We start from the raw sequence: 23,815 nt of genomic DNA, 5'->3' as shown, positions 1-23,815 counted from the left end.
ATGATACTTATGGGTATCAGCTTTAACCCGCTGTTCCGTCAGCGGTAGCCTACCGACCAATGCACCTTAACGTTGTATTAAGCGGTCGGGACAAAGTACACTTTCGTAAGACAAGACAGAACCGTGAGGGAAAGTCAAGCACGGTTAGTATCATACCGTAGAGTGGCGAGACTGGATAGTATGGTTAGCGTAAGCGAACTGTCAGTAAACTTCGTAACGTCACGAAAGAGTGTAAGATACTGGTACACTATCCCCAAAAGGGAAGCGGTCGGTTAATCCTCTCCAAGGTAGGATTACACGGATATAAGCACCGACGGAGGATGAGACAGAACCTAACCTATCCGTTAGTTATCTATGTGGAACATGGTAAGCCTGTATATCACCCGTCATGTCAAAATGACGGGTGAGCTGACAGCAATGGAAGCCGAACGGTGTGCAGGTATAAGACAGCAGAAAAAGCGAATGCCGTTCTGTAATGGAGCGGATACGGATTGAGCCGACATCACGGGTTGATTTGGGTAACATCATCCGACACGAAAGTGGGCAAACTTCTGTGATGACACTCGGTAGACAAACAAACCGAATGTCATCAAATGGTGATTCTTTACAATTAACTTTTAGAACTTTTAAAAGGAGGAAAGCAAATGAACGACAACAAGACATCGTGTGCGCCTGCTGACAATCAGCAAACACTTTGGGACAGAATAGACTGGACTGAAGCGGAGTTGGCTGTCAGAAAGCTACAAGCGCGTATTGTAAAGGCTCAGAAGGAAGGCAGAACGGGCAAGGTGAAAGCCTTGCAGTGGACGCTGACCCACTCTTTTTACGCAAAAGCCTTAGCCGTAAAGAGAGTTACTTCCAACGGAGGTGGCAACACCCCCGGGGTGGACATGGAAACATGGGAGAAACCCGAAGCAAAAACACAAGCGATAAGCGAACTCAAACGCAGAGGCTATCAGCCGAAGCCATTGAGAAGAGTCCACATCAAAAAGAGTAATGGCAAACTGCGACCGTTGGGAATACCGACAATGAAAGACAGAGCCATGCAAGCACTCTACCTCATGGCATTGGAACCAGTGTCGGAAACAACAGCCGACACACGTTCATACGGTTTCCGCAAGGAACGCCGCTGTATGGATGCTGTTCAGCAATGTCATAACATTCTCCGGAAAGGCTATTCTCCCGAATGGATTCTGGAGGGTGACATAAAGGGGTGCTTCGACCATATCAGCCATGAATGGCTGCTTGCCAACATCCCTATGGATAAGGCAATGCTCCGTAAGTGGCTGAAATGCGGCTATATCTTCAACAAACAGATGTTCCCGACAGAGGAGGGAACACCACAAGGTGGCATTATCTCTCCCACGCTTGCCAATATGACATTGGACGGATTGCAGAAAGTCCTTGCAGAGAAATATAAACGAGTTAGAATCAAAGGCAAGTTATATTCGCCAATGGTGAATCTTGTCCGCTACGCTGATGACTTTATAATTACCTGCGAGAACCGTGAAACACTTGAAAAGGAAATAAAGCCATTGGTAGCCGACTTTATGTCTGAAAGAGGTCTGACCTTATCAGAAGAAAAGACGGTGATAACCAATATTTGTGACGGTTTCGATTTTCTCGGTTTCAATATCCGCAAATACAGCAATGAAATATTGACCAAGCCTACCAAGAAAGCCGAAAAACGCTTTATGGAGAATATCCGTAAGGTAATAAAAGGCAACAAGGGGTGCAGGCAGGAGTCCTTAATCAGAATGTTGAATGCTAAAATCCGAGGATGGGGAGCTTACTATCAGCATGGCGCAACGCGTGACTCCTTTCACAGAGTTGACCATCAGATATTCCTCTCCCTATGGCAATGGGCTAAACGTCGCCACTCCAAGAAAGGGAAGCGATGGATTAAAGACCGCTACTGGCATAATATCCGAGGTAACAGCTGGACTTTTGCTGCCAAGTTCAAGAAGTCAAATGGAAAGGAAGACCAACTCACATTGTTGACTTTGGCTTCCTCATTCCCTTTTCTGCAATATACGCAGATAAAAGGGGATATGAATCCGTTTGACGTGGACTGTCGTTTATACTTCAACCAAAGAATGAAGTCGAAAATGCTTGTTTCACTGAAAGGACGTAAGTCTTTGCTTTACCTATGGGAAAAGCAAGGAAGAAAATGTCCAATATGCGGTGAGCCGATAGACACGCACAAGGCATGGAATGTGATGCCTACCGTCCAAAATGGGCGAAAGTGCAATCTATTGGTTCATGATGAATGTTTCAAATTATCCCACAAATCCAATGACAACAACAAGTAATATGAGCCGGTCTCTATATAAGAATAGGGATTTAGAAAAGCTTGAGCCGTATGAGGGGAAACTCTCATGTACGGTTCTTAGGGGGGAAGAGGGTAGTAATGCCCTTGACCTACCCGATCGCCCATCTGATCTCGAGCAGCGCAACGGGCGTGCCGTCCGCAAAGGCAACGAGGTGGCCAAACAGTTTGCCGATAACAAAGTGGACGTGATCATCTATGCCGTGGAGCGCTCGCTCGACAGTTACAAGTTCAACTTGCTGCACAACAAACAGCTCTTCATCAACCAACTCAAGACGAACACGCTCGGCAGTCGCTCCATCGACGAAGGTTCGATGGACGAGGACAGCGGCATGAACTTCTCGGAGTATGTGGCCGTGCTGTCGGGCAACACTGATCTACTCGAGAAAGCGAAGCTGGAGAAGAAGATCGTCACTTTGGAATCGGAGCGAAAGGGCTTCCTTAAAGAGCGCGACACGGCCGCAGCCAAGCTCGAGGAGATCAAGGGCTCTGTCGTTTTCCATTCAGACAAGATCCGGGAAGCCCAGGCGGATCGAGCACATTTTGAGAGCCAAGTAAAGCGTAACGCCGACGGTGTGCCGGTCAATAAGCTGTCGGTAAAAGGTGTGCCGGATGGTGCGGACGTTAAGGCTGTGGCTGCGCGCTTGCAGGAGATTGCGGAGAAGGCGCGCACCGAAGGCGAGTACAACAAGATCGGTGAGATCTATGGTTTCCCGGTCATGGTGAAGACGGAAAGCACGGCGAAGGATCTTTTCGATTGCTCCGTCAACCGCTTTTTCGTGCAAGGCTGCAGCGGCATTTACTATACCTATAACAATGGTCGTCTGGCCGCTGATCCGAAGCTCGCTTGCCAAAACTTCCTGAACGCACTAGAGCGGATCCCGAAAGTCATCGAGACGCACGAGAAGGAGTTGGCCAAGACGAAGGAGCAGATTCCGGTCTTTGAGGCAGCCGCCTCAGGCGTCTGGCGGAAAGAGGACGAGCTACGTACGCTGAAGAGGAACGCGGCGGAGCTGGATCGGAAGATCGCGCTCTCATTAAAGAAGAACGAGGCGAAAGAAGACGAAGCTGCGATCGGTAAGCAGGTTTCCGTTCTAGAGCCGCCGGCCACCAAAGCTGAACGGCCACTACCTGGTAACGAAACGAAGCTGCGTGTGCGCTGAGTGGGTGGAGGCAGATATCATTGTTGTTGATTTTACAAATTAACTCACGCACTCATTCTTGACTATAGACTTAGTTCACCCTCAGTTTAAGTAAGAATTACAGCGAGTCGCTTTGTAAAGGCACATCCGTAGTATTACCATTATACGGATTGACTTAGTTCCATATAGATTGTTCCTCATCTCTTGTTTGTAGAGGTACCACCTCTATTGTTTTTGAAGACATAGGGGCTCTCCTTACGTGATTTCTATCTTTGATTCTTAAAGGACGATTAGTCTGTTCTTCAAAACTTGACGAAAAAAAATTCCTCCCCATACCATTTCCAAAAGTAACATCCATGGGTTCACCCGTATCTTTCCATATCCGCACTTCAGCAGCATAATCAAACTCGAATTTCACAATGCTACTATCATATGGAAATGTAACAGTATAATACGCACGTCCAAGATTCTTTCTTATTTCAGGAGAGCTATCATCATAATCATCCCTACATAACTTTTTGGGAGGAGATACTATAGGCTTTCCAAAGTATGACGCATATCCAGGTCCTAACGTTTCTGCCACATTCTGTGCGATTTCGATCAAAATCACATGCCGATCTTTAGTGGGAATTTTATCTATATTTACTGATTGGGCATATGATGAGCCTACACCCAAAATCATCACAAAAACACCAAGTAAGTACTTCATAATATAAACCGCTATATTGATTATTTAGATTAGATGGAACGCTTTGATGGACCAAAGCGTATATATTTTCTTTGGAAGATCTTTCCTATCTCCCCCTCTTTCTCGCTTGGCATAATCATATAATACACTGGGTGACTTATTTTTACTAGCAAAACTTTTATCAGCAGAAGACGGCCTGTCCTTCTCTTTGTTTCTTTAGGGCAATACTGCAAAGTCGTATGGCAATGAAAAAAAGCACAGACTGTCGTATTATCAATGACTTTCCCTAAGCTAACATTTGCATTTGTCCCTCTACATCCTTGAGTGACTGGCCCTTGCACAATTTCTCTACATGAATAAGTATTGGTGTTCTTGTTGTAGTAAATATAACGTGAGTTCGACCTAAGAAAAGGGGCAAAAAGAGGTGGGAGTCAAGAGTGAGGTTTGTATCTTTAATGCGTTGAAAACAAAGAGCAAATCCAACAATGATTTCCACCAATAAAACGGTAGAGATCTACTATCTTGTCGACGAATTCTTGAAAGAATACGACGCCGTAATCAAAAGTCATTCCTTGGAAGAAGGGGCCCCAAAGAAAAGGAGGAACCGCAAATTCACTATGTCCGGTAGTGAGGTGATGACGATTCTCATCCTTTTCCACTTCTCCTCTTTTCGGGATCTGAAGCATTTTTATCTCTTCGTCCGATCACACATGAAGTCTGATTTCCCCCATACCGTGTCCTACAACCGATTTGTAGAGTTAGAGCGAAAAGTCTGTATCCCGCTTGCTGTCTTCCTAAAAATGAAGGCTTTGGGGCAATGTGCCGGCATATCTTTTATCGATTCTACTCCCATCCGAAGCTGCCATATCAAAAGAGAAAAGCAGCATAAAACCTTCAAGGAATTTGCCCGGAAAGGGAAAAGTACGCTGGGGTGGTTCTATGGATTCAAACTCCACTTGATCATTAATGACAAGGGGGAACTGCTCGGGTTTTCTTCTGACTCCGGGCAATGTAGACGACAGACCCCCCTTGAAACACATGGACTTCCACAAACGGATCTTCGGGAAGCTCTTCGGAGACAGGGGCTATATCTCGAAAGACCTCTTCGAACAGCTCTTCATTGACGGAGTCCACCTCATCACGCGTCTGAAAAAGGGTCTGTGAAGAATACCTTGATGTTCCAACATGACAAGATTGTGCTCCGGAAAAGATCTCTGATCAAGACAGTTAATGATCAACTGAAGAATATCTGTCAGATAGAACATACTCGTCATCGATGCTTCTCGAACTTCATCATCAATCTGTTATCGGCTTTGGCTGCTTTCTCCTTTTTCGACAAAAAGCCCTCCATCAACACCGCCGAGGAGTTTGTACATCCCTCTTTCCTGCCGGTTGCTTAGGTCGAACTCGCGTTATTTAATATCGTTCCGAGGGATATTTAACCACGTTCCGAACGTATTACGACCACCTCGGAACGTTATTCCCCCCGAAATAAATCCCAAACAGCTTCTTAGGATCAGTGAGAGCGTTTTTTTGAGGAAGCAGCTCGAGCGAGATCTATTGGACGAATAAGCGTTTTACCGTCGCCAGAAGCCGGGTAGAAGGGGGGTGAGGACGGTGAAGATCTCTAATCGGCCGACGATCATTAGGAAGGAGAGGATCCACTTGTTGAAGGAGGAGATGGTGGAGAAGTTGCCGTCCGCAAAGTGGCCGATGCCGGGGCCGGCGTTGCTGATGGAGGTGGCGGCCAAGCCGAGGGCGTCACCGAGGTCGATGCCCTCGAAGGTGAGGACGGTACAGCCGAAAAGGATGAGGCCGACGTAGATGATGGCGAAGGTGTAGACGCGCTGGACGACATGCTCGGGGATGACTTGCCCGCCCGCCCGCAGGGGCAGAACGGCGTGGGGATGCGTTTGGCGTTTGAACTCGTTGAGCAGGTCCTTGACGAGGATCATGAAGCGACCCATCTTGAGTCCGCCACTGGTGGAGCCAGCGCACCCGGCCACGATGATGACGAAGAGGGCGATGACGGCAAAGAAGGAGCCCCAGGAGGAATAGTTGACGGTCAGTAAGCCGGTGTTAGAGACGAGGGCGGTGCTGTGAAAGAGGGCGTGGCGGAAGGCCAGCTCGGGGTTGGTCTCGTTGTGACGCAGCAGGATCCACGCGGTGGTCACTATGGTGGTGGTGGCGATGACGATGCAGAACCAGCGGAATTCGTGGTCGTGAAAGAGCTTTTGGCTGTGTCCGCGGAGGGCGAAGTAGAGCAGCGTGAAGTTGGTGGCGCCGATGAACATGCCCAGGATGACGATATACTCCGTGTAGGCGGAGTGCCAGTAGGCGAGGCCATTGTTTTTGGTGGAATAGCCGCCGGTGGCTACGGTGGTCATGGCGTGGTTGAGGGCATCGAATAGGTTCATGGGGCCGATCCAAAGGAGGAGAAGGAAGGCCAGAGTGATGAGGACGTAGAGTCCGAAGATGCGCTTGGCTACCTGGGTGATGCGCGGGCGGAAGCGATCGTGGGTGATACCGGGCGTTTCGGCGTCGAATAGCTGGGAGGCGGCACCACCGAACATGGGTAATAGGGCGACAGTGAAGACAATCATGCCAATGCCACCCTGCCACTGGGTGAGGCTTCGCCAGAAGAGCAGTCCGTGAGGCAGCCGCTCGATGTCGTCCAGGATGGTGGCACCGGTGGTGGTGAAGCCGGAGATGGTCTCGAAAAAGGCGTCGGTGACGTTCGGGATGTAGCCGCTGATGAGGTAAGGTAGCATACCAAAGAAGGAGAGGAAGATCCACGTCAGGGTGACGCTGATCATGCCTTCGCGGCGGCCGGAGCGATAGTCGTTGGCGTGGCGACCGGTGATATACATGGCGAGTCCGGCAGAGAACATGATGGCGCAGGAGATAGCGAGCGGGATGAGGTCGCTGTCGTGATACCAGAAGGAGACGGCTACGGCGGAGAGCATAAAGAGGCTCTCGAGCATGTGCATCGTGCCCAAGAACTTGATGATGAAGCGGACGTTAAGTTGGTGAAACATAGATGGGGGGATGGGATTTAGAAGCTGTCTCGAATCGATTTCGGCAGCTCCTCAGAATAATCATTCAATAAATTCGAAACAGCTTCTTGTTAGCGTGAGTTTGACGTAAGAACAAAGCCAGCAGAGAGGTTCTACGGATGACTCGCGATGGGCTAAAACATTTCTGGAAATGCTTGCAGCATTCCTGCAAACGCCAAAAAGTTTTTCGGGGCACTTGCAGCATTTCTGCAAACTCCGAAAAGTTTTTCGAGGCACTTGCAGCATTCCTGCAAACGCCGAAAAGTTTTTCGAGGCACTTGCAGCGTTCCTGCAAACTCCAAAAAGTTTTTCGAGGCACTTGCAGCGTTTCTGCAAACTCCAAAAAGTTTTTCGGGACACTTGCAGCGTTCCTGCAAACTCCAAAAAGTTTTTCGAGGCATTTGCAGCATTGCTGCAAACGCCAAAAAGTTTTTCGTGAGACTTGCAACAGTGTTGCAAGCGTTTCCAGAAGCACTTTGGCCGTTACAGCGCTCAATCAAAGACATGCTCCAGAGATAAGATAAGAGACCTCATTCTTACGCCGAACTCACGTTTGTTATCCTCCGATCAGCCCCGTTTTCCCCACAAAGAACAAGAGCAGATAGCCGAGTATTAAAGAGACCATGCCAACGATCAGTCCGATCTTGAGCATATCCTTCTGTTCGACCAGTCCTGTAGAATGGGCTATGGCGTTCGGAGGGGTCGATATCGGTAGGCACATGGCACTGGATGCAGAGAGGGCTATACCGATGATGACTGTCGACGTTCCGCCGATCTGTTTCAGAGCGTCTCCCATTCCCGTGCAGGCTACGACAAGAATGGGCACAAGCAGCGCCGCCGTAGCTGTGTTAGAGATGAAGTTGGAGAGGATGTAGCAGATCGCGCCCGATATGATAAGGATCAGCATGGGTGACCATCCTCCGAACGGGATCGACCGAATGACGGCACCGGCTAGGCCAGAGCCGTTCAACCCGAGGCCGAGAGCAAATCCGCCTGCTACCATCCAAATCACACTCCAATTGATCGACTGTAGATCTCGCTTCGTAATGACTCCGGTGACGGCAAAGACGCCCATCGGAATCATCGCGACCGTATTGGCGTCGACCCCGGTATATCGGTCGAACAGCCACATCAGGACGGTAATGATGAAGGTGATCGATACGACCTTCATTCTCCATCCGCTATGTATCTCCCCGGTGATCGAAAGCTCAATCGTTTTCTTCTTGAACGGGAACAGCTTTTTTATGAGGTACCACGAGATGAAGAGTAATACGATGACCAGAGGGAACATAAAGGCCACCCAGTCCCCGAAACCGATGTGCATGTTCAAGCCTTCTGGATCGTTCAATGCTTGCAGGGCGATGGCGTTCGGTGGGGTTCCAATAGGTGTTGCCATTCCGCCGAGATTGGCCGCGATGGGTATGGAGAGCGTCAGCGCCGTACGTCCCTTACCGTCTGGTGGCAAGGCTGCAAATACGGGTGTGAGGAAGACAAGCATCATGGCTGCCGTCGCCGTATTACTTATAAACATGGAGAAGGTGCCTGTGATCAGAATGAACCCCAGCAGGACGGTTTCCGAGCGTTTCCCGAAGGGTTTGATCAGCGTCTTGGCCAGTAGCACGTCTAACCCAGATTTGGTGGCTGCGATGGCGAGGATAAATCCGCCGAGAAACAGCATGATCACAGGGTTGGCAAACGTGGCCATGATCTCTTTCGAGCTCATCAGAGTCCCGAACGACTCGCTATCGCTCTTCAAGAATGATAGACTGTTGTCCGATACCGTTAAGCACATCGTCGTGATGATGACCAACGAGGTGGCCCACGATGGGATGGCTTCGGTAATCCACAGCAGGGTGGCGAGCACGAAAATGGCAATAACCCGCTGTTGTACTGTCGTGAGCCCATCTATCCCGAACGATGTGCTGGGCAGGTTCCAAACGATTAGTGCGAGCAGCAGGATAACAAGTGATGAGATGAGTTTTTTCATCTCAAATTGATCTGAGAGTTTTCCGATTACTTCTGTCATGGTGTGTTGCGTTAATGGATTAATAAAACAGGGCTGCAAGTTTAGTTGAATAAAACAACTAACCATGAGGTGCTCTCTGATGCTTTTTAGACATGACAATCGATAAGGAGGGCATCAGCGCGTTGACTATCCACCATCCTATACCCCTGTATCACCCTTTATATTCAGTTGAAGTAATCCTTGAGTTTGCGCATGGCTGAGTCGAAGCAGAAGACCATGACGTGATCGTTGGCGCGGATCTGCGTGTCACCCTCTACCATCATGGGGATACCGTTGCGGATGAGTCCGCCCAGGGTCATGTCCTTCGGCAGACGCATGTCCTTGATGGGCTTGCGGGTGATCTTCGAGTCGGGTTTGGCCACGAGCTCGGCCACGTCGGCGCGAGCAAAGGCGAGGCACTTGACGTTGGCCACGTCGGCGTCGAGGAGGAACTGGTAGATGTGCCCCGCGGCGATGAGCTTCTTATTGATTACCGTGCCAATGTCCACCTTGGCGGCCAGGGAGATGTAGTCAAGGTTCTCCACCTGTGCGATGGTCTTGAAGACGCCGTAACGCTTGGCTGCCAGACAGGCCAAGATGTTCGTGCCCGCGATTTCGGTCAGGGCCACGAAGGCCTGGGCGTCGTCGATGCCCTCCTGCACAAGCAAGTCGGTGTCGCGCCCATCACCGTGGATGACGAGCACGTTCTTGGGCACCTGTGCGGAGATCTTTGCACACTTGTCGCGGTCGGCTTCGATGATGGTGATGTGAATGTTGTCAGGCAGAAAGTGCGCCGTCTTGATAGCGATGCGTCCGCCGCCCATGATGATGATCTTCTTCACCTCCGGATTCTGCTTACCGGTCTTGATGCGTACATCCTCGATGTGTTCGCGGGTGGTGGTGACAAAGACGATGTCGCCAGACTTGATGTGGTCCATACCGCGGGGGATGATCATCTCGCCGTTGCAGCGCTGTATGGCTACGATGTGATAGCATTTCTTGTCGTGCTGCATCAGCTCTATCAGCGAGCGGTTGATGATTGGTGCATCGTCGCGCACCTTAATGCCGAGCAGGATGAGTCCGCCGCCGAAGAGTTCCCAGTACTGTCGTGTCCAAGGCCGACGGATGGCTGCTACGATCTCTTTGGCGGCCAAGATCTCGGGGCAGATCATGGAGTTGACGCCGATCTTCTGGAAGAGCTCATTGTTGCGTGGCAGGAGGTACTCATGGTTGTTGATGCGGGCGAAGGTCTTGCGTGCACCGAGGTTGCTGGCCAGCATGCAGGCCGTGATGTTGGTCGACTCCTCCGTGGTGACGCTGACGAAGAGGTGGGCGTCACGGACGTCGGCGTTCTCCAGATCGTGCAGCGAAGTGGGATTACCGACGATGGGCAGGATCTCCATGCCCGTCTTGGCGAAGGCCAGATTCTCCTCCTTAGGGTCAAGGAGGATGATGTCGTGGCGTTCGCGCGAAAGCATTTTCGCCAGATGGCGGCCTACCTCACCGGCACCCGCAATGACGACTCTCATGCCTGGCCTCCTTTCTGTCCGGCGAGTGAGCGGATGGCCTCGAGGATGTGTGGGGCGTCCATGCCGCAGAGGTTATAGAGTTCGGCTATGCTGCCATGCTCGATGAAGCGGTCGGGGATGCCAATGCGTTGCACGCGGGGTGTATAGCCATGCTCCATCATGAACTCCATGACGGCAGTGCCGAGTCCGCCGACCACAGTACCGTTCTCTACGGTGATGATGCGCGAGTAGCGACGGCCGATCTCATGCAGCAGCTCCTCGTCGATGGGCTTGAGATAGATCATATCGTAATGCGCGGCGGAGATGCCTTCCGCGGCGGCGGCTTCGATGGCCTGACGCGCCACGTTGCCGATGGGGCCGATCGTGACGACGGCTACGTCTGTCCCCTCGCGCAGTCGACGGCCACGACCGACGGGCAACAGCTCCATCTCGTTCTGCCAATCACGCAGCTCGCCTTTGCCGCGCGGATAGCGGATGACGAAGGGGCCACGGTCGGTCTTGTAAGCCGTGAACATGAGGTTGCGGAGGTCGATCTCGTTGAGGGGGGAGGAGATGATTAGGTTCGGAATGGGGCGGAGGTAAGCCAGGTCGAAGGCGCCGTGGTGCGTGACGCCATCCTCACCCACGAGGCCCGCGCGGTCGAGGCAGAGCACGACGTGCAATTTCAGTATGGCTGCATCGTGGATCACCTGATCATAGGCGCGCTGTAGGAAGGAGGAGTAGATGTTGCAGAAGGGGATCATGCCCTCCTTGGCCATGCCCGCTGAGAAGGTCACGGCGTGGCCCTCGGCGATGCCGACGTCGAAGGCGCGATCGGGGAAGGCTTTCATCATGTACGTCATGGAGCAACCCGTGGGCATGGCCGGGGTGACACCCGTGATGCGCTGATCTTTCTCGGCCAACTCCACGAGCGTATGGCCGAAGACGTCCTGATAGAGCTGCGGCTCGTTCGTCCGTTCGGGTAGGAGGCGCTGGCCGGTATCCTTATTGAAGCGCCCGGGCGCGTGCCAGACGGTAGCCGACTGCTCGGCGGGTTTGTAGCCCTTGCCTTTCTTCGTTTTGATGTGGAGCAGCTTGGGGCCCTTCATTTCCTTGATGTCGCCCAGCTTCTTGACCAGATCGCCTACGTCGTGGCCGTCGATAGGCCCGAAGTAGCGGATACTGAAGCCCTCAAAGAGGTTGTGCTGGCGGTTGATGAGAGCCTTGAGGCTGTTATTGAAGCGCAGGATGTTCTCGCGCCGATCTTCGGAGATGAGGTTCAGCTTGAGGAGCCTCTGGTAGACCTCGTAGCGGATGTGGTTGTAGGTCTGGCTGGTGGTGATGTCGACAAGGTAACGGTTCATGCCACCCACGTTGCGGTCGATCGACATGTCGTTATCGTTAAGCACAATCAGCAGGTTGTTGGGGTCGATGGAGGCGTTATTGATGCCCTCGAAGGCCAGTCCGCCGGTCATGGCGCCGTCGCCAATGACGGCCACGACGTGTCGGCCCCCTTCGCCGGCTATCTCGAAGGCGGTGGACATGCCCAGGGCGGCAGAGATGGAGTTCGAGGCGTGCCCGGCGATGAAGGTATCGTAGGCGCTCTCTTCGGGGTGGGGGAATCCGCCGATGCCGCCGAACTGGCGGAGGGTGTGGAAGGCCTCGCGTCGGCCGGTGAGTATCTTGTGACTATAAGCCTGATGCCCGACGTCCCAGACGATGCGGTCGTCGGGCGTGTTGAAGACGTAATGCAGGGCCACGGTCAGCTCCACGGCGCCGAGGCTGGCGCCGAGGTGTCCGGGCCGCTCTGAGAGTACGTCGATGATGTATTTCCTCAGCTCATCGCATACCGCGGGGAGCTTATCGACGGCGAGTTTCCGCAAATCAGCCGGGCTATCTATCCGGCTCAACAGATGATATTGGTTGCTATCAGCCATTCCTGTGTTCCTTACTGTTCGTTTTTATCGGGCAAAGGTAGCACCGGAAGTAAGGGCAGCAAGGAAAGCACATTCCCCAGCCTTGTCGGCAGGCCATCGAGGGTCATTTTGGTACTCGCACGGCATGCAAGGGGTAAAATGAGGGTCATTTCGGTGTTTGCACGGCATGCAAGGGGCAAAATGAGGGTCATTTTGGTACTCGCACGGCATGCAAGAGGCAAAATGAGGGTCATTTCAGTACTCGCACGGCATGCAAGGGGCAAAATGAGGGTCATTTTGGTACTCGCACGGCATGCAAGGGGTAAAATGAGGGTCATTTCGGTGCTCGCACGGCATGCAAGAGGCAAAATGAGGGTCATTTTGGTGCTCGCACGGCATGCAAGGGGCAAAATGAGGGTCATTTCGGTGTTTGCACGGCGTGCAAGGGGTAAAATGAGGGTCATTTCAGTGTTTGCACGGCATGCAAGGGGTAAAATGAGGGTCATTTCGGTGTTTGCACGGCGTGCAAGGGGTAAAATGAGGGTCATTTTGGTGCTCGCACAGCGTGCAAGGGGTAAAATGAGGGTCATTTCGGTGTTTGCACGGCGTGCAAGGGGTAAACGGCCCCGATGGCTTGGGGCTATAAAAGCAACAGAGGCAGCCGAGGGAGGAGTTTCTTCCCGGGCTGCCTCCGTCGGCTGGTTGCCAAGCCTGCGAAGAGGCCTCGGATCAAAGCTCAATCGCCGAGTTCCAATTGCCCTCAGCGCTGTGCTTGTTGTTGTAGTTAATCCGTATGCGATCGCTACCGATGGCTGTGACCGCGGTTGTCTCCGGCAGACCGTTGGGGCCAGTGGCTATGATCCGCAGTTGCCCGTCCACGAGCGTGAACGTAGAGGTGTTTCGCAGGGTGTAACTCAGGGGTAAATCGGTCTTGAAGTCCAGCCGCAGTGTAGGCACAGCCAGACTTGTCCGCACGCCATTCCCCACGAGCTGTAGGCTGCCGTCGCTGACGAATTGCACCATCCACGCGGAGCTGTCGGCAAACTCTCGGTCGCGTCCGATGTGCTCCATGTACCACGTGCCACTCTTCCCCGTGTTGACGCGGAAGTGATCCACGGCACGCTCCGAGCGTGGGCTGAACTTCGTGGCCAAGCCTTCGCCGACCACCTCCCACATCCCACCGCGTACGGCGTTGCGGATCGTAATGGTGCGCTCATTCCCGTAGCGCTCCTTGAGGCGAAGCGTCCACGCGTTGGGCTCTTGGTCGCGCTGGATCTTTACGTTGGAGAAGTAGAGTCTATCCACCGAGTCGCGTCCAGACGAGGTGTTTTGCTCTAAATAACGGTCGAAGCGGTGGAGGTATTCCGCCGTGATGCCACAGCGCTCCACCAGCGCCGAGGTGTACTCGAAGGCGACCCATCCGGGGGCCGTCTCACCTTGATTGCTGCGTTCTTCGACGCAGGCCGCAAGCGACATAAGGAGGATCCCTGCGGCAATGATTTGTTTCAGGTTCATATGTTATAAAGTAGTTATGCGGCCTTGCGGCCGCGGTAGTTATCGGCCTAACGGCCGGGTAGTAGGCGTATTGCATACGCCCGGTAGTTATGGCGCTTCGCGCCGGGTAGTAATGCGGCCTTGCGGCCGTGGTAGTACGGGGCTAAAGCCCCGGGTAGTTACGGGTAGTTAGAAGTAGATTCTACCATGTAACTACCCTCTGACTACCCGGGCGAAGCCCGTAACTACCGCGCCGCAAGGCGCATAACTACCCGGGCGAAGCCCGTAACTACCGAGGCCGACAGGCTGCATAACTACCCGGGCGAAGCCCGTAACTACAGCGCCGCAAGGCGCATAACTACCCGGGGCTTCAGCCCCGTTTTACAGCTTGAATGCGACGCCGCCCATGAGCCAGAAGCCGGCCTGGGGCACGTTGCCGATGTCGTAATAGGTGACGTTGAACATGTTGTTCAGGTCGAGGTGGAAGTCAAACTTGCGGACGGCATAGTTCAGCTTCAGGTCGAGGGTCGAGAAGGCCGGGTAAGGCTCCAGGCCCATGTCCTTCTTGTCCACGTATCGGCGATAGCTGCCCATGCGCTTCTGCGCGCGGAAGTGCCACGAGGCCGTCAGCCCGCGAAAGATCGGGTGCTGCAGTCCGACGGTCACCTTGTCACGCAGGTAGTTCAGCGAGTAGCGCGACTCCAGGCCGTGGCTGTCGGCCGTCTGATTCATGCGTGCATAGTCCACGTTGAGCACCGTGCCGCGCATCGAGGGCCAGATGGCGCCCGGGCGGAAGGTGGCGCCCATCTCGACGCCCTGCTTGTCTATCTCCGTGAAGTTCCATGACGCCCACTTGGCCGTGCCCGAGTCGCGCACCCAGTCGATCACGTCGCGTCCCCACATCAGGTAGCCCACGAGGCGGAGCGTTACTGCGGGGCGCGTGAACGTCACACCGAGGTCGACCGACTCAGAGCGTTCGGGCTTCAGGCCCACGTTGGCCGTGTGCGTCTCGGTGGTGTAGTAGAGGTCGGTGAAGGTCGGCATACGGGTCGAGCGACTCCAGGTAGCGTTCAGCTTCAGGTCGTCCGTCGGGCGATAGGCCAAGCCGGCCGAGGGGTAGAAGCGCACGCCGTCGAGCAGGGTGTTGCGCTGCATCATCACGCCGGCCGAGGCGGCCCAGCGCTGCCACGTCCAGGTGTGCTCAGCCGTAGCGCTGACGATGGTGCGGGCGTCGCTGCGTGTGTAGTGACCGTTCGGGGTGGCCATCGGTGTACCGAGCTTGCTGCTGATGATCTCCTCGCGCCGCAGTTCGCCGCCGAGGCTGGTCACGCCGCCGCGCCAGGTATATTGGAAGATGAGGTTCGCCCCGTACGTGTCGCCGCGGTGGAAGTTGCGGCCCTTGTCGGTGTCCTTGATGAGGTCGAACTGATCATAATGACGATTCCAGTAGAGGATCGGCACCACCTTCAGTGCGCCGCCAAAGGCTCCTTTGACGGATCCGGCCCAGGAGCTCGTGCGCTCGTATTGGTTGGGGTAGAGGGCGGTGTAGAAGGTGTTGGCGCCGTAGTTCTTGCTTTCATAGCCCGCCTGAATGTCGAGGCGGTTGTCGCCGCTAAAGCGCACGCGCGTCTGCCAGAAGGCGTTCCAGATGGCGTAGTCGCTGCCGGCGATGTATCCGTCTGAGGCGCGATGGCCGACGGAGAGGCTGCTTGTGGTGGGTCCCGCCTCGAGTGCGCCGCGCACTTCGCCGCCGCGCAGGGCGTGCATACCGGCTTCGGCTGCGAGGTAGAGGGGAGTTTCGACTTTCTGTTTCGTGATGATGTTGATGCCGCCGGAGAAGGCCGACGAACCGTAGATGAGCGCTGATGGGCCGTGTACGATCTCGATGCGCTCGATGTCGGAAAGGTTAATGGGGAGATCGAAGCTGTAATGGCCCGTGTGGGGGTTGGAGAAGTTGACGCCGTTGAGGAGGACGGCTGTTTGGTCGGCTGAGCCGCCGCGGATGGAGATGTCGGACTGTACGCCGTGGCCGCCGCGTTGGATTACGTCCACGTTAGCGGCGTAGACCAGCAAGTCTTGGATGCTTCGGACGGGCGCCTGCTCGATCTGTGCGCGGGTGATGACGGTGACGATCTTGGACGTCTGGCTGAGCGGCGTCTCGAGGTGTGAAGCCGTGACGGTCACTTCCTCGAGCGTCTCTTCGCGGAGGCTGTCCGTGGGCAAGGCGTCGGGTGCCGCCGCAGGCTGTGCTGCCGTCTGCGTGGCGTGGGCGAAGGTCAGCATACAGCCGGCCACCACGCCGATGTTAACTACTCGGTGCATACTGCTGAAAGCGCTGTATGCCTTGCGTGCAAACCGCCGGAAGCGGAAGGTGCACGCCCTGTTCAGGTGTCTCTTTCTGTTCATAATTAAAGTGATTAAATGATGTTTGCGCCGCAGTTAAACGGCTTGCAAAAGAAGGGAAAAGGGGAAAAACGAGCGACCGGGGCTCTCAGAGAACAGCTGCTGCCTGACGTATCCGTGCTAACGTGCCGCTGAGCTTCTTGTCGGTCTGAGCCATGTGCAGATCGTACTTCAATTGCAGGCGCATCAGAGAATCGGCTGGCACGTTCAGCGCTGCCTCAAAGCGCATGGCCGTCCGTGTCGTAAGCGACCGCCGCTCGTTCAGTATATCATTCAGCGCCCGATAGGAGACGCCCATTTGTCGCGCCAAGCGTGAAAGCGAGATGCCCCGGCATTCGATCTCATCCCGCAACACTTCCCCCGGATGCGTCGGGGTATAGCCGTAGCCTAAATTTCCCATTGCTGTTATTGATAATGATTCGACAATTCTATGATGTTGCAGATCGTGACGACCGTCTCGGAGACGACTCGCTCTGTCTTGAACTCGATGCGCCCGTCTTTCCCGTCTCGTAGAGTTCTTTCAGATACGCCTTATCAAACGTGATCTCCATCTCTCTTTCGCTCGCCTAATTCGTGGGCAAAGATACCTCCTTCGGCTCCTCCGTCCCCGTAGCTTTTTGGCGGCGGGCACGACGTTGCGAGAGGCTCTGCTTGTAGGAGGTGTTGATGCGGGCGGTGAGGGCGGTGAGACGTTCGGCCAGGGCCTCGAGCTCCGTACGCGAGGCCTCGGAATTGGCTTTGAGGTAGGCCATTTGGAGCAGCATGATGATGTGCTGATAGATCTCGTCCGACTGGTGCCGCACTTCAAGCATAGCGGGTTGCTCCTTTTGCTCCACACGCTCGTCTCGACGCTGTCGACTCAGCGTTAAGTACTCCCCGTCGAGCCTTTCCAGCGCCTCTAATGCCGCGGTGAGGCCGAGGCGCCCTATGTGTGCGGTGTGCTCAGGCTTTTTCAGGTCGTAGATGAGCGATAGCAGGTCGGCCGATCGGCGATCGGTGGAGAGGTTCTGGAGTCGCACGAACTGACGTGTCACGATGTGCAGCGCGTGGGCAGCTTCCACCTGCGCCTTGTCGGGCGAGAGCCGCATGATGCGCACGATACCGAGGATAAACGTCGCGGCTCGCGTACGTTCCGCATCCTTTTCGTGCATAGCCTTGGTATAGACCGTGGCGCGGATCTCGACGGCCTGATCGATCTCTTTACGGGCCAGGGCATACCACTCGTCGGATAATTCGGTCGGTATGTCGGTCGTTTTTGCGTTCACCTCGCGCACCAAGTCGCACGCCTCGCAGTGGAATCGTGCGTGGAGTGCGTTGTCTAACTTGTCTAAGCCGATTTTCTTGATCTGAATCGTGTGCTTCATCTCGTTTTTGATGGATATGGGGATTGACACCTCGATCGGAGTGCCTCACGCGTCGCGTTTCCCGATCGTTAGCGCCTACAAATGAAATAAATTGTCGCTTTTCGGTAAGCGTACGAGGTCGTATGCTCGAAAAAGCCTCTTTCGCGTGATTCAGCACCCGTATGAGTCCGTAAAGAGGCTCTTTTTCGTTATTCATACTTGGTAAGAGTCCCCAAACGGCCTCTGTTTCTCTATTCATACCTGGTATAGGTCTGGAAATAGCCTCTTTTTCGTGATGTGTACGCCGTAAAGTGCCCTCAAAAGAGGATCTCGAGGGAGTTTGACGGCGTATGATATGCAAAACAGACTCTATTTCTTAGATCATACCGCGTATGAGGTGCAAAACAGCGTCTTTCGGTGAACTTATACCGTGTATGAAGTGAGAAACAGCTTCTTTTTGTAGAGCCATACGGCGTATAGATTAGGAAACAGTCTCTTTCTCTCGACTCTTACGGCTGCTACATAGGGAAACACGCCGCGTTTACCTCTTCCATGTTGATGGGCATTCCGAGATCAGCCACGTTTATCTCTTCCAAGTTGATGGGCATTCCGAAATCAGTCGCTGGAGGCAGTTCCATGTTGATGGGCATTCCGAGATCAACCGCGTTTACCTCTTTCATGTAGGTGGACATTCCGAAATGAGCCGCGGAAGGGGGAAGGATGCCTATGCGTTGGGGAGGGACAAAAAGAGAGCAGGGAAGAGAGTCGGTTGTGACTCTCCCCCCTGCTGAATCTCGGTGGCTACCCTCGGCGTCGGGTTGCACACCAGACAGATTGACAAGTGTAATAGTTACGTTGGCCCGAGGATTACTTCTTCAAGCTCTTAGCACGAGCTTCCAGTTTGGAAACTGGGAGGTAGATCTGGAGACCTACGTTGAGCGAAAGACCGTTTACGGAGCCTTTGCCGAACTGGCCGTTGTAGAGTGCCAATGCTTCAAGCGCTACGTGCTCGTTCAGGAAGTAAGCGTAGCCAGGACCAAAGTTGACGTTGAATCCAACTGGTGCACCTTGGACACCACCCAGACCGACGCCGACTTCACCAAAGAAGTGGCCTTCTTTTGGGCCGATCTCTACCTCTTTATTGCCGAGATAGTAACGACCGAAGGCGTTGAGGCCATAGCTGAACGTGGTGTTGCCACCGCGCTGACCGGTGAAGCCGGCATTCACTTTGGCACCAAAGGCCAAGTTGTCCTGCACGAAATAGCCTACACGCGGAGTGAGGTTGAGCGAGAAGTAGCTGCCGCTACCCAGACCGAACTGAATGTCGCCGATGCTTCCACCAACCAATACGCTACCTTTCTCGAGCTGTGCATTTGCTGCTCCGATGGAGCACAGTGCGAATACAATCGCACTCATCAGAAATTTCTTCATACTGTTTTGTTCTCTTTGTTTGGTTTTTTTCATTCCTACTCTATTCATATGGGCTTTTCGGATACTGCCGCGGCAAAGGTATGCGGTTTTTTGTAAGTCGGTTTGTAGTGAGCCCAAAAAGAGACAGATAAACAAAGGGTCAGAGGTCGATGGCGCCTCGACCTTGGCGCAGGATGGTGAAGGGGGAAGCGGTGCAATCGACCACGGTGGAGCCTTCGGTGCGGCCGATGCCGCCATCGATGACGAGGTCGACACGTCCGTCGAACTTTTCATGGATAAGCTCGGGGTCGGTGAGGTATTCCGGCTCCTCATTGTCGCTGGCGGGGTCGTGGACGGACATGGTGAGGAGGGGATTTCCCAGTGTGCGGACCAGCTCGAGGGCTATGGGGTTGTCAGGGATGCGTAGGCCTACCTCGCGTCGGCTTTTGTAGATGCGCGGAAGGTCGGCGCCGGCGGGCAGAATGAAGGTGAAGGCGCCGGGAAGGTGGCGCTTGAGGAGTTTGAAGGCATCGTTATCGATGCGCGTGTAGGCGCCGGCCTCGGAGAGGTCATGGCAGACGATGGAGAGCTTGCTCTTTTGCGGGTCGACGCCCTTGATGCGGCAAATGCGCTCCACGGCGCGGACGTTGAGGGCGTCGCAACCGATGGCATAGAGCGTGTCGGTGGGATAGATGACAAGTCCACCGTCACGCAAGGTGCTGGCGACGCGATCCAGATCCTTCTGGTTGGGGTTGTTGGGGTAAATTTTTAGAAGCATGGTATGGGCTGTTTGATGAGGGTGGCAAAAGTAGAGACTTTGGGCAGTGATACATGATGAAAGCCCCCAGAGGGGGTGTGCTGAGGGGCTAATTTTCCCGCATGATTAGCCAGATTTGCCGTGTGGCATTTTTTCTACTTTTGCGCCCGCTCCATCCGTAGATGGGCGATTATTAGTAAGATAAGCGAATGTAGTTATGGCGAAATATGCGTTGGTTACAGGGGGCTCACGAGGCATTGGGCGGGCCGTTTGTCTGGAGTTGGCGGCCGCGGGATACGCGGTGCTGATCAATTGTCGGGCTAACCTCGAGGCGGCATCCGAAGTCGAGGCTGAGGTGAGGGCTCGCGGCGGAGTGGCAGAGGTGATTCCGTTCGATGTGGCCGACTCTGCGGCGGTAGATGCTGCCTTGGAGGCTTGGGAAGCGGGTCACCCGGAGGATGCGATCGAGGTGCTGGTCAACAATGCGGGTATTCGTCAAGACGCGATGATGATCTTCATGCAGGATAAGGATTGGCACGAGGTGATCAATGCCTCCGTCGATGGCTTTTTCTATGTCACCCGCCGCGTGCTGAAGGACATGCTGATGCGCCGCCATGGACGCATCATCAATATGGTCTCCCTGTCCGGTTTGAAGGGTATGCCGGGCCAGACGAACTATTCGGCGGCTAAGGCGGCCGTGATCGGCGCCACGAAAGCCCTGGCGCAGGAGGTGGCGCGGCGTCATGTGACGGTGAATGCCGTCGCCCCGGGCTTTATTGCGACCGATATGACGAAAGATCTGGACGAGGCGACGCTGAAGCAGACTGTCCCTGCGGGGCGTTTCGGTAGGCCGGACGAGGTGGCCGCATTGGTCGGCTTTTTAGCCTCAGACAGGGCCGATTACATCACTGGGCAGGTCATATCTATCAACGGAGGCCTCTTGTGAAGGGCTTCTTTGGGCCTAAAATTCCCTTCCCTGGGGGAGGTATATATAAGGTATAGGACACATACACGAAACAATCAAGAAGACTATAGAGATAAAGATGGAAAGAAGAGAGATAGAAGAGAAGGTGAACGACTTTTTAGTGGAAGAGATGGAGATCGAGGCGGAGAAGATCAAACCTGAGGCCTTGCTGAAGGAGGATCTGGGGTTAGACAGCCTGGATTTTGTGGACATCGTTGTGATTGTCGAGCGCACTTTTGGCTTCAAAATCAAGCCCGAAGAGATGGCCGACGTGAAGACGGTGGGTGCCTTCTACAACTATATCGAATCGAAGCTCTAAAGACGAGACTGGAAGGATCGATCAAGGCGTCACGATGGTGCAGAAAAGCGACGAATGGGACGGCGTAACGGGCGGCACGACGCTCGGACAGAAGGCCATGAAGGTCATGCTGTCCATCCTCGACGTCCGCATCGGCTACGTCCTGCTGGCCTTCGTCGTCCCCTTCTATATGCTCTTTCATCACAAGGGTTACGTGGCCATCTACGGCTATTTTCGCCGTCGTCACGGCTATGGACCGCTGAAATCATTGCTCAAGACCTACCGCAACCATTTCCTTTTTGGTCAGGCCATGCTGGATCGGTTTGCGGTCTATGCTGGAAGGGCAAAATTCAGCGTCGATAACCCTGATAACCCGCTTTTTCTCGCCATGCTCGATCGGCCAGAGGGCTGCATCGTGGCCAGCGCCCATGTGGGCAATCCGGAGTTGAGTGGTTACCTGCTGAGTCAGCAGAAAAAGCGCATCAATTGCCTCATCTATGGCGGTGAAGCTAAGGAAGTGCAGAAAAATCGCATCAAAATATTGGAGCGGAATAACATCCGCGCCATCCCCGTATCGGACGATTTGTCGCACATCTTCCTCGTCAACGAGGCGTTACAAGGGGGCGAGATGGTAAGTATGCCGTGCGATCGCACGCTGGGCAGTAGCAAGTGTGTGACGTGCGACTTCCTCGGTGCGCCAGCTGACTTCCCCATCGGCGCATTCGTGTTGGCTGAGCAATTTGGGGTGCCTGTGCTGGCTATGTTCGTGCTGAAGGTCTCGGCCTCAGGCTATCGCATCCATGTTTCTCGCATCCCTTCGCCCGCAGGGGGAACAAAACGCGAACGCATCGAGTCCATGACCCGCGCCTATGCCCATGAACTCGAACGCATCGTGCGGCGTTACCCCGAACAATGGTTTAACTTTTATACGTTCTGGAAAAGATGAAAATGTCACCCGCTCTTGAGCGGACTTTTACCAAAGATCGGATGAGGATCCTCGAGGCACAACGGCGAGCACACGAGATCGCCTTTGCGCCAGTCACTTTTCAGGTGGCAAGACTCATGCGCAAGTTCGGTCTCTTCGCTTTATTGAATGAAGCACGCCAAGGCTTGACGCTGGAGGAGCTTACCGAACGCTCCCCAGCGCTTTCGCACTATGCGGTGCAGGTACTTCTTGAGTCGGCCCTCACGGCCGGGATGGTTTGCTGCACAGACGATCGATTTGTGCTCTCAAAGCTGGGCTGGATCCTACTTACAGATCCGCTCATTGCCGTGAACATCGACTTTAACCATGATGTCAACTACCTCGGTTTGCATCGCATGGAGCAGGCGCTCCTTGAAGGTAAGCCAGAAGGCTTGCGCGTGTTTGGCGATTGGAAAACGATCTACGAGGGCCTCTCCGAGTTGCCCGATCCGGCACGTGAAAGTTGGTTCCGCTTCGATCATTTCTATTCGGATCACTCTTTCGACGAGGCATTAGAGATCGTCTTTGCCCAACGACCGAAACGCTTGCTCGATGTAGGTGGGAATACGGGCCGATGGGCCGCACGCTGCGTGGATTATTCCCCCGATGTGCATGTGACAATCATGGATTTGCCGCAACAGCTCGACATGGTGCGCCGTCAGATGGCTGATCGCCGCGGTGCAGATCGCATCGAAGGCTACGCCATCGACTTACTCGACGTTACGGCCCCCTTCCCCACCGGGGCAGACGCTATTTGGATGAGTCAGTTCCTCGATTGCTTCTCGGAAGGTGAAATCACGAGCATCATACGACGTGCCGCGGAGGCGATGACAGATCGCACCCGCCTCTATGTCATGGAAACGCTCTGGGATAGGCAGTCGAACGACATTGCAGCCTTCTGCCTGACGCAGATCAGCCTTTACTTCACCGTCATGGCCAATGGCAACAGCAAGATGTACCATTCCGACGACCTCATACGCTGCATCCACGCGGGCGGACTGGAGGTGGAGACGATCCACGATGGTCTAAAGGGCGGCCACTCGATTCTTGTCTGTCGGAAACCCGCTGAGCGGTCGTGATTCGTCCCTTCGACATCCTCGAACTGCTGCCGCAGCGCCCACCTTTCGTTATGGTCGATCGGCTGATCTACTACGATCCTGTCGTGGCCCGATCTGAGTTTACTATCCGCCCCGACAACATCTTCTGCACCGGAGATGGACGCGTGGAAGAGGCTGCACTCGTGGAGATTATAGCCCAAACATGTGCTGCGAGGATGGGCTATCGCGAAAAGACGGAACCTTCACGCGATGGCATGGTCAAGATCGGCTTCATCGGCATGATCCGTCCGCTGCACATCCTCCGTGCGCCGCGCATAGGCGAGATGCTCACCACAACCGTCGAGGTGAAGGAGGACATCTTCTCCACCACACTCGTTGAGACTGTCGTCGAAGCGAGCGGTGAGACCATCGCCACGTGTAGCATGAAGATCTTCCTGACCGACCGTGTACCGACAACAGCTTAAACGCCCTGACTGGCCT

General features: G+C 54.2%; 20 protein-coding genes and 2 pseudogenes. 11 read left to right on the top strand and 11 right to left on the bottom strand.

Annotated features, from left to right (window positions below):
* Positions 1-644 precede the first annotated feature (644 nt).
* Both ltrA and C7123_RS03825 read left to right on the top strand, forming a co-directional pair.
* On the top strand, positions 645-2,312 hold the full coding sequence (ltrA, locus tag C7123_RS03830) for a group II intron reverse transcriptase/maturase (RefSeq protein ID WP_069175835.1): 1,668 nt from the start codon (positions 645-647) through the stop codon (positions 2,310-2,312).
* A gap of 103 nt (positions 2,313-2,415) precedes the next feature.
* A pseudogene (locus C7123_RS03825) lies at positions 2,416-3,492 on the top strand (helicase); the annotation flags it as partial.
* Positions 3,493-3,646: 154 nt separating this feature from the next.
* Here C7123_RS03825 and C7123_RS12860 read toward each other — a convergent pair.
* A complete protein-coding gene (locus tag C7123_RS12860) occupies positions 3,647-4,180 on the bottom strand; it encodes a hypothetical protein (protein WP_159049827.1) in 534 nt (177 codons plus the stop codon).
* Positions 4,181-4,644: 464 nt separating this feature from the next.
* On the opposite strand from C7123_RS12860, the pseudogene C7123_RS13605 reads away from it, so the two are divergent.
* From C7123_RS13605 to C7123_RS13595, 3 genes and pseudogenes are all read left to right on the top strand, one after another.
* Positions 4,645-5,178, top strand: a pseudogene (locus C7123_RS13605) (transposase); the annotation flags it as partial.
* A 19-nt stretch (positions 5,179-5,197) separates the two neighbouring features.
* Entirely contained in the window at positions 5,198-5,323 is a 126-nt protein-coding gene (locus tag C7123_RS13600; RefSeq protein WP_394365930.1) for a transposase, read from the top strand.
* Between the two features lie 11 nt (positions 5,324-5,334).
* Positions 5,335-5,559: a transposase gene (locus C7123_RS13595; RefSeq protein ID WP_394365935.1), complete on the top strand. Its 225-nt coding sequence runs from the start codon at positions 5,335-5,337 to the stop codon at positions 5,557-5,559.
* A gap of 177 nt (positions 5,560-5,736) precedes the next feature.
* Here the strand turns inward: C7123_RS13595 and C7123_RS03815 are convergent, their stop codons facing one another.
* Positions 5,737-7,197 carry a TrkH family potassium uptake protein gene (locus C7123_RS03815; protein WP_069175833.1) on the bottom strand — a complete coding sequence of 487 codons (1,461 nt, stop codon included), beginning with the start codon at positions 7,195-7,197 and terminating at the stop codon, positions 5,737-5,739.
* Between the two features lie 169 nt (positions 7,198-7,366).
* Between C7123_RS03815 and C7123_RS12855 the strand changes: the two genes are divergently transcribed.
* Positions 7,367-7,654 carry a hypothetical protein gene (locus C7123_RS12855; protein WP_159049826.1) on the top strand — a complete coding sequence of 96 codons (288 nt, stop codon included), beginning with the start codon at positions 7,367-7,369 and terminating at the stop codon, positions 7,652-7,654.
* Positions 7,655-7,771: 117 nt separating this feature from the next.
* On the opposite strand, the gene C7123_RS03810 is transcribed toward C7123_RS12855, so the two are convergent.
* The 9 genes from C7123_RS03810 to C7123_RS03765 form a co-directional block, all read right to left on the bottom strand.
* Positions 7,772-9,202, bottom strand: coding sequence for an SLC13 family permease (locus tag C7123_RS03810; RefSeq protein ID WP_394365934.1), 1,431 nt, complete (start codon positions 9,200-9,202; stop codon positions 7,772-7,774).
* Between the two features lie 203 nt (positions 9,203-9,405).
* Entirely contained in the window at positions 9,406-10,749 is a 1,344-nt protein-coding gene (gene trkA, locus C7123_RS03805; RefSeq protein ID WP_069175832.1) for a Trk system potassium transporter TrkA, read from the bottom strand.
* Positions 10,746-12,665 carry a 1-deoxy-D-xylulose-5-phosphate synthase gene (dxs, locus tag C7123_RS03800; RefSeq protein ID WP_069175831.1) on the bottom strand — a complete coding sequence of 640 codons (1,920 nt, stop codon included), beginning with the start codon at positions 12,663-12,665 and terminating at the stop codon, positions 10,746-10,748. The genes trkA and dxs overlap by 4 nt, the downstream gene beginning before the upstream one ends.
* 708 nt (positions 12,666-13,373) lie before the next feature.
* The gene (locus C7123_RS03790; RefSeq protein WP_069175829.1) at positions 13,374-14,159 is read right to left on the bottom strand and encodes a hypothetical protein; all 786 of its coding nucleotides are present in this window, start codon (positions 14,157-14,159) and stop codon (positions 13,374-13,376) included.
* A 360-nt stretch (positions 14,160-14,519) separates the two neighbouring features.
* Positions 14,520-16,544, bottom strand: coding sequence for a TonB-dependent receptor plug domain-containing protein (locus tag C7123_RS03785; protein ID WP_069175828.1), 2,025 nt, complete (start codon positions 16,542-16,544; stop codon positions 14,520-14,522).
* Between the two features lie 85 nt (positions 16,545-16,629).
* Entirely contained in the window at positions 16,630-16,941 is a 312-nt protein-coding gene (locus C7123_RS03780; protein WP_069175827.1) for a HigA family addiction module antitoxin, read from the bottom strand.
* Between the two features lie 166 nt (positions 16,942-17,107).
* Positions 17,108-17,905 carry a DUF6261 family protein gene (locus C7123_RS03775; RefSeq protein ID WP_069175826.1) on the bottom strand — a complete coding sequence of 266 codons (798 nt, stop codon included), beginning with the start codon at positions 17,903-17,905 and terminating at the stop codon, positions 17,108-17,110.
* Between the two features lie 846 nt (positions 17,906-18,751).
* The gene (locus C7123_RS03770; RefSeq protein ID WP_069176421.1) at positions 18,752-19,315 is read right to left on the bottom strand and encodes an outer membrane beta-barrel protein; all 564 of its coding nucleotides are present in this window, start codon (positions 19,313-19,315) and stop codon (positions 18,752-18,754) included.
* 139 nt (positions 19,316-19,454) lie between these two features.
* Complete coding sequence (locus C7123_RS03765; RefSeq protein ID WP_069175825.1) at positions 19,455-20,072, bottom strand: L-threonylcarbamoyladenylate synthase; 618 nt, start codon at positions 20,070-20,072, stop codon at positions 19,455-19,457.
* Between the two features lie 196 nt (positions 20,073-20,268).
* Here C7123_RS03765 and fabG point away from each other — a divergent pair, with 196 nt between their 5' ends.
* From fabG to C7123_RS03740, 5 genes are all read left to right on the top strand, one after another.
* Complete coding sequence (gene fabG / locus C7123_RS03760) at positions 20,269-20,997, top strand: 3-oxoacyl-ACP reductase FabG (RefSeq protein WP_069175824.1); 729 nt, start codon at positions 20,269-20,271, stop codon at positions 20,995-20,997.
* Positions 20,998-21,094: 97 nt separating this feature from the next.
* On the top strand, positions 21,095-21,334 hold the full coding sequence (locus C7123_RS03755; protein WP_037983686.1) for an acyl carrier protein: 240 nt from the start codon (positions 21,095-21,097) through the stop codon (positions 21,332-21,334).
* Between the two features lie 34 nt (positions 21,335-21,368).
* Complete coding sequence (locus tag C7123_RS03750; RefSeq protein WP_069175823.1) at positions 21,369-22,259, top strand: LpxL/LpxP family acyltransferase; 891 nt, start codon at positions 21,369-21,371, stop codon at positions 22,257-22,259.
* Positions 22,256-23,356: a class I SAM-dependent methyltransferase gene (locus C7123_RS03745; protein ID WP_037983646.1), complete on the top strand. Its 1,101-nt coding sequence runs from the start codon at positions 22,256-22,258 to the stop codon at positions 23,354-23,356. Before C7123_RS03750 ends, C7123_RS03745 begins: the two co-directional genes overlap by 4 nt.
* Positions 23,353-23,799, top strand: coding sequence for a pseudouridylate synthase (locus C7123_RS03740; protein ID WP_107490587.1), 447 nt, complete (start codon positions 23,353-23,355; stop codon positions 23,797-23,799). Before C7123_RS03745 ends, C7123_RS03740 begins: the two co-directional genes overlap by 4 nt.
* The last annotated feature ends 16 nt before the right edge of the window (positions 23,800-23,815 follow it).

Source organism: Tannerella serpentiformis, from assembly GCF_003033925.1.
Classification (GTDB): Bacteria; Bacteroidota; Bacteroidia; order Bacteroidales; family Tannerellaceae; genus Tannerella; species Tannerella serpentiformis.
Note: the sequence above shows the minus strand (reverse complement) of the source record. Positions and strands in the feature narration are given on the sequence as shown.

Coding starts and splice junctions, on each gene's coding strand:
- C7123_RS03755 (WP_037983686.1), top strand. CDS start 21,095: ATGGAAAGAAGAGAGATAGAAGAGAAGGTGAACGACTTTTTAGTGGAA.
- C7123_RS03785 (WP_069175828.1), bottom strand. CDS start 16,544: ATGAACAGAAAGAGACACCTGAACAGGGCGTGCACCTTCCGCTTCCGG.
- ltrA (WP_069175835.1), top strand. CDS start 645: ATGAACGACAACAAGACATCGTGTGCGCCTGCTGACAATCAGCAAACA.
- C7123_RS03745 (WP_037983646.1), top strand. CDS start 22,256: ATGAAAATGTCACCCGCTCTTGAGCGGACTTTTACCAAAGATCGGATG.
- C7123_RS12860 (WP_159049827.1), bottom strand. CDS start 4,180: ATGAAGTACTTACTTGGTGTTTTTGTGATGATTTTGGGTGTAGGCTCA.
- C7123_RS03770 (WP_069176421.1), bottom strand. CDS start 19,315: ATGAAGAAATTTCTGATGAGTGCGATTGTATTCGCACTGTGCTCCATC.
- C7123_RS13595 (WP_394365935.1), top strand. CDS start 5,335: ATGTTCCAACATGACAAGATTGTGCTCCGGAAAAGATCTCTGATCAAG.
- C7123_RS03780 (WP_069175827.1), bottom strand. CDS start 16,941: ATGGGAAATTTAGGCTACGGCTATACCCCGACGCATCCGGGGGAAGTG.
- C7123_RS03810 (WP_394365934.1), bottom strand. CDS start 9,202: ATGAAAAAACTCATCTCATCACTTGTTATCCTGCTGCTCGCACTAATC.
- C7123_RS03815 (WP_069175833.1), bottom strand. CDS start 7,197: ATGTTTCACCAACTTAACGTCCGCTTCATCATCAAGTTCTTGGGCACG.
- C7123_RS03765 (WP_069175825.1), bottom strand. CDS start 20,072: ATGCTTCTAAAAATTTACCCCAACAACCCCAACCAGAAGGATCTGGAT.
- C7123_RS13600 (WP_394365930.1), top strand. CDS start 5,198: ATGGACTTCCACAAACGGATCTTCGGGAAGCTCTTCGGAGACAGGGGC.
- C7123_RS03775 (WP_069175826.1), bottom strand. CDS start 17,905: ATGAAGCACACGATTCAGATCAAGAAAATCGGCTTAGACAAGTTAGAC.
- C7123_RS12855 (WP_159049826.1), top strand. CDS start 7,367: ATGCTTGCAGCATTCCTGCAAACGCCAAAAAGTTTTTCGGGGCACTTG.
- C7123_RS03790 (WP_069175829.1), bottom strand. CDS start 14,159: ATGAACCTGAAACAAATCATTGCCGCAGGGATCCTCCTTATGTCGCTT.
- C7123_RS03750 (WP_069175823.1), top strand. CDS start 21,369: ATGGTGCAGAAAAGCGACGAATGGGACGGCGTAACGGGCGGCACGACG.
- trkA (WP_069175832.1), bottom strand. CDS start 10,749: ATGAGAGTCGTCATTGCGGGTGCCGGTGAGGTAGGCCGCCATCTGGCG.
- dxs (WP_069175831.1), bottom strand. CDS start 12,665: ATGGCTGATAGCAACCAATATCATCTGTTGAGCCGGATAGATAGCCCG.
- fabG (WP_069175824.1), top strand. CDS start 20,269: ATGGCGAAATATGCGTTGGTTACAGGGGGCTCACGAGGCATTGGGCGG.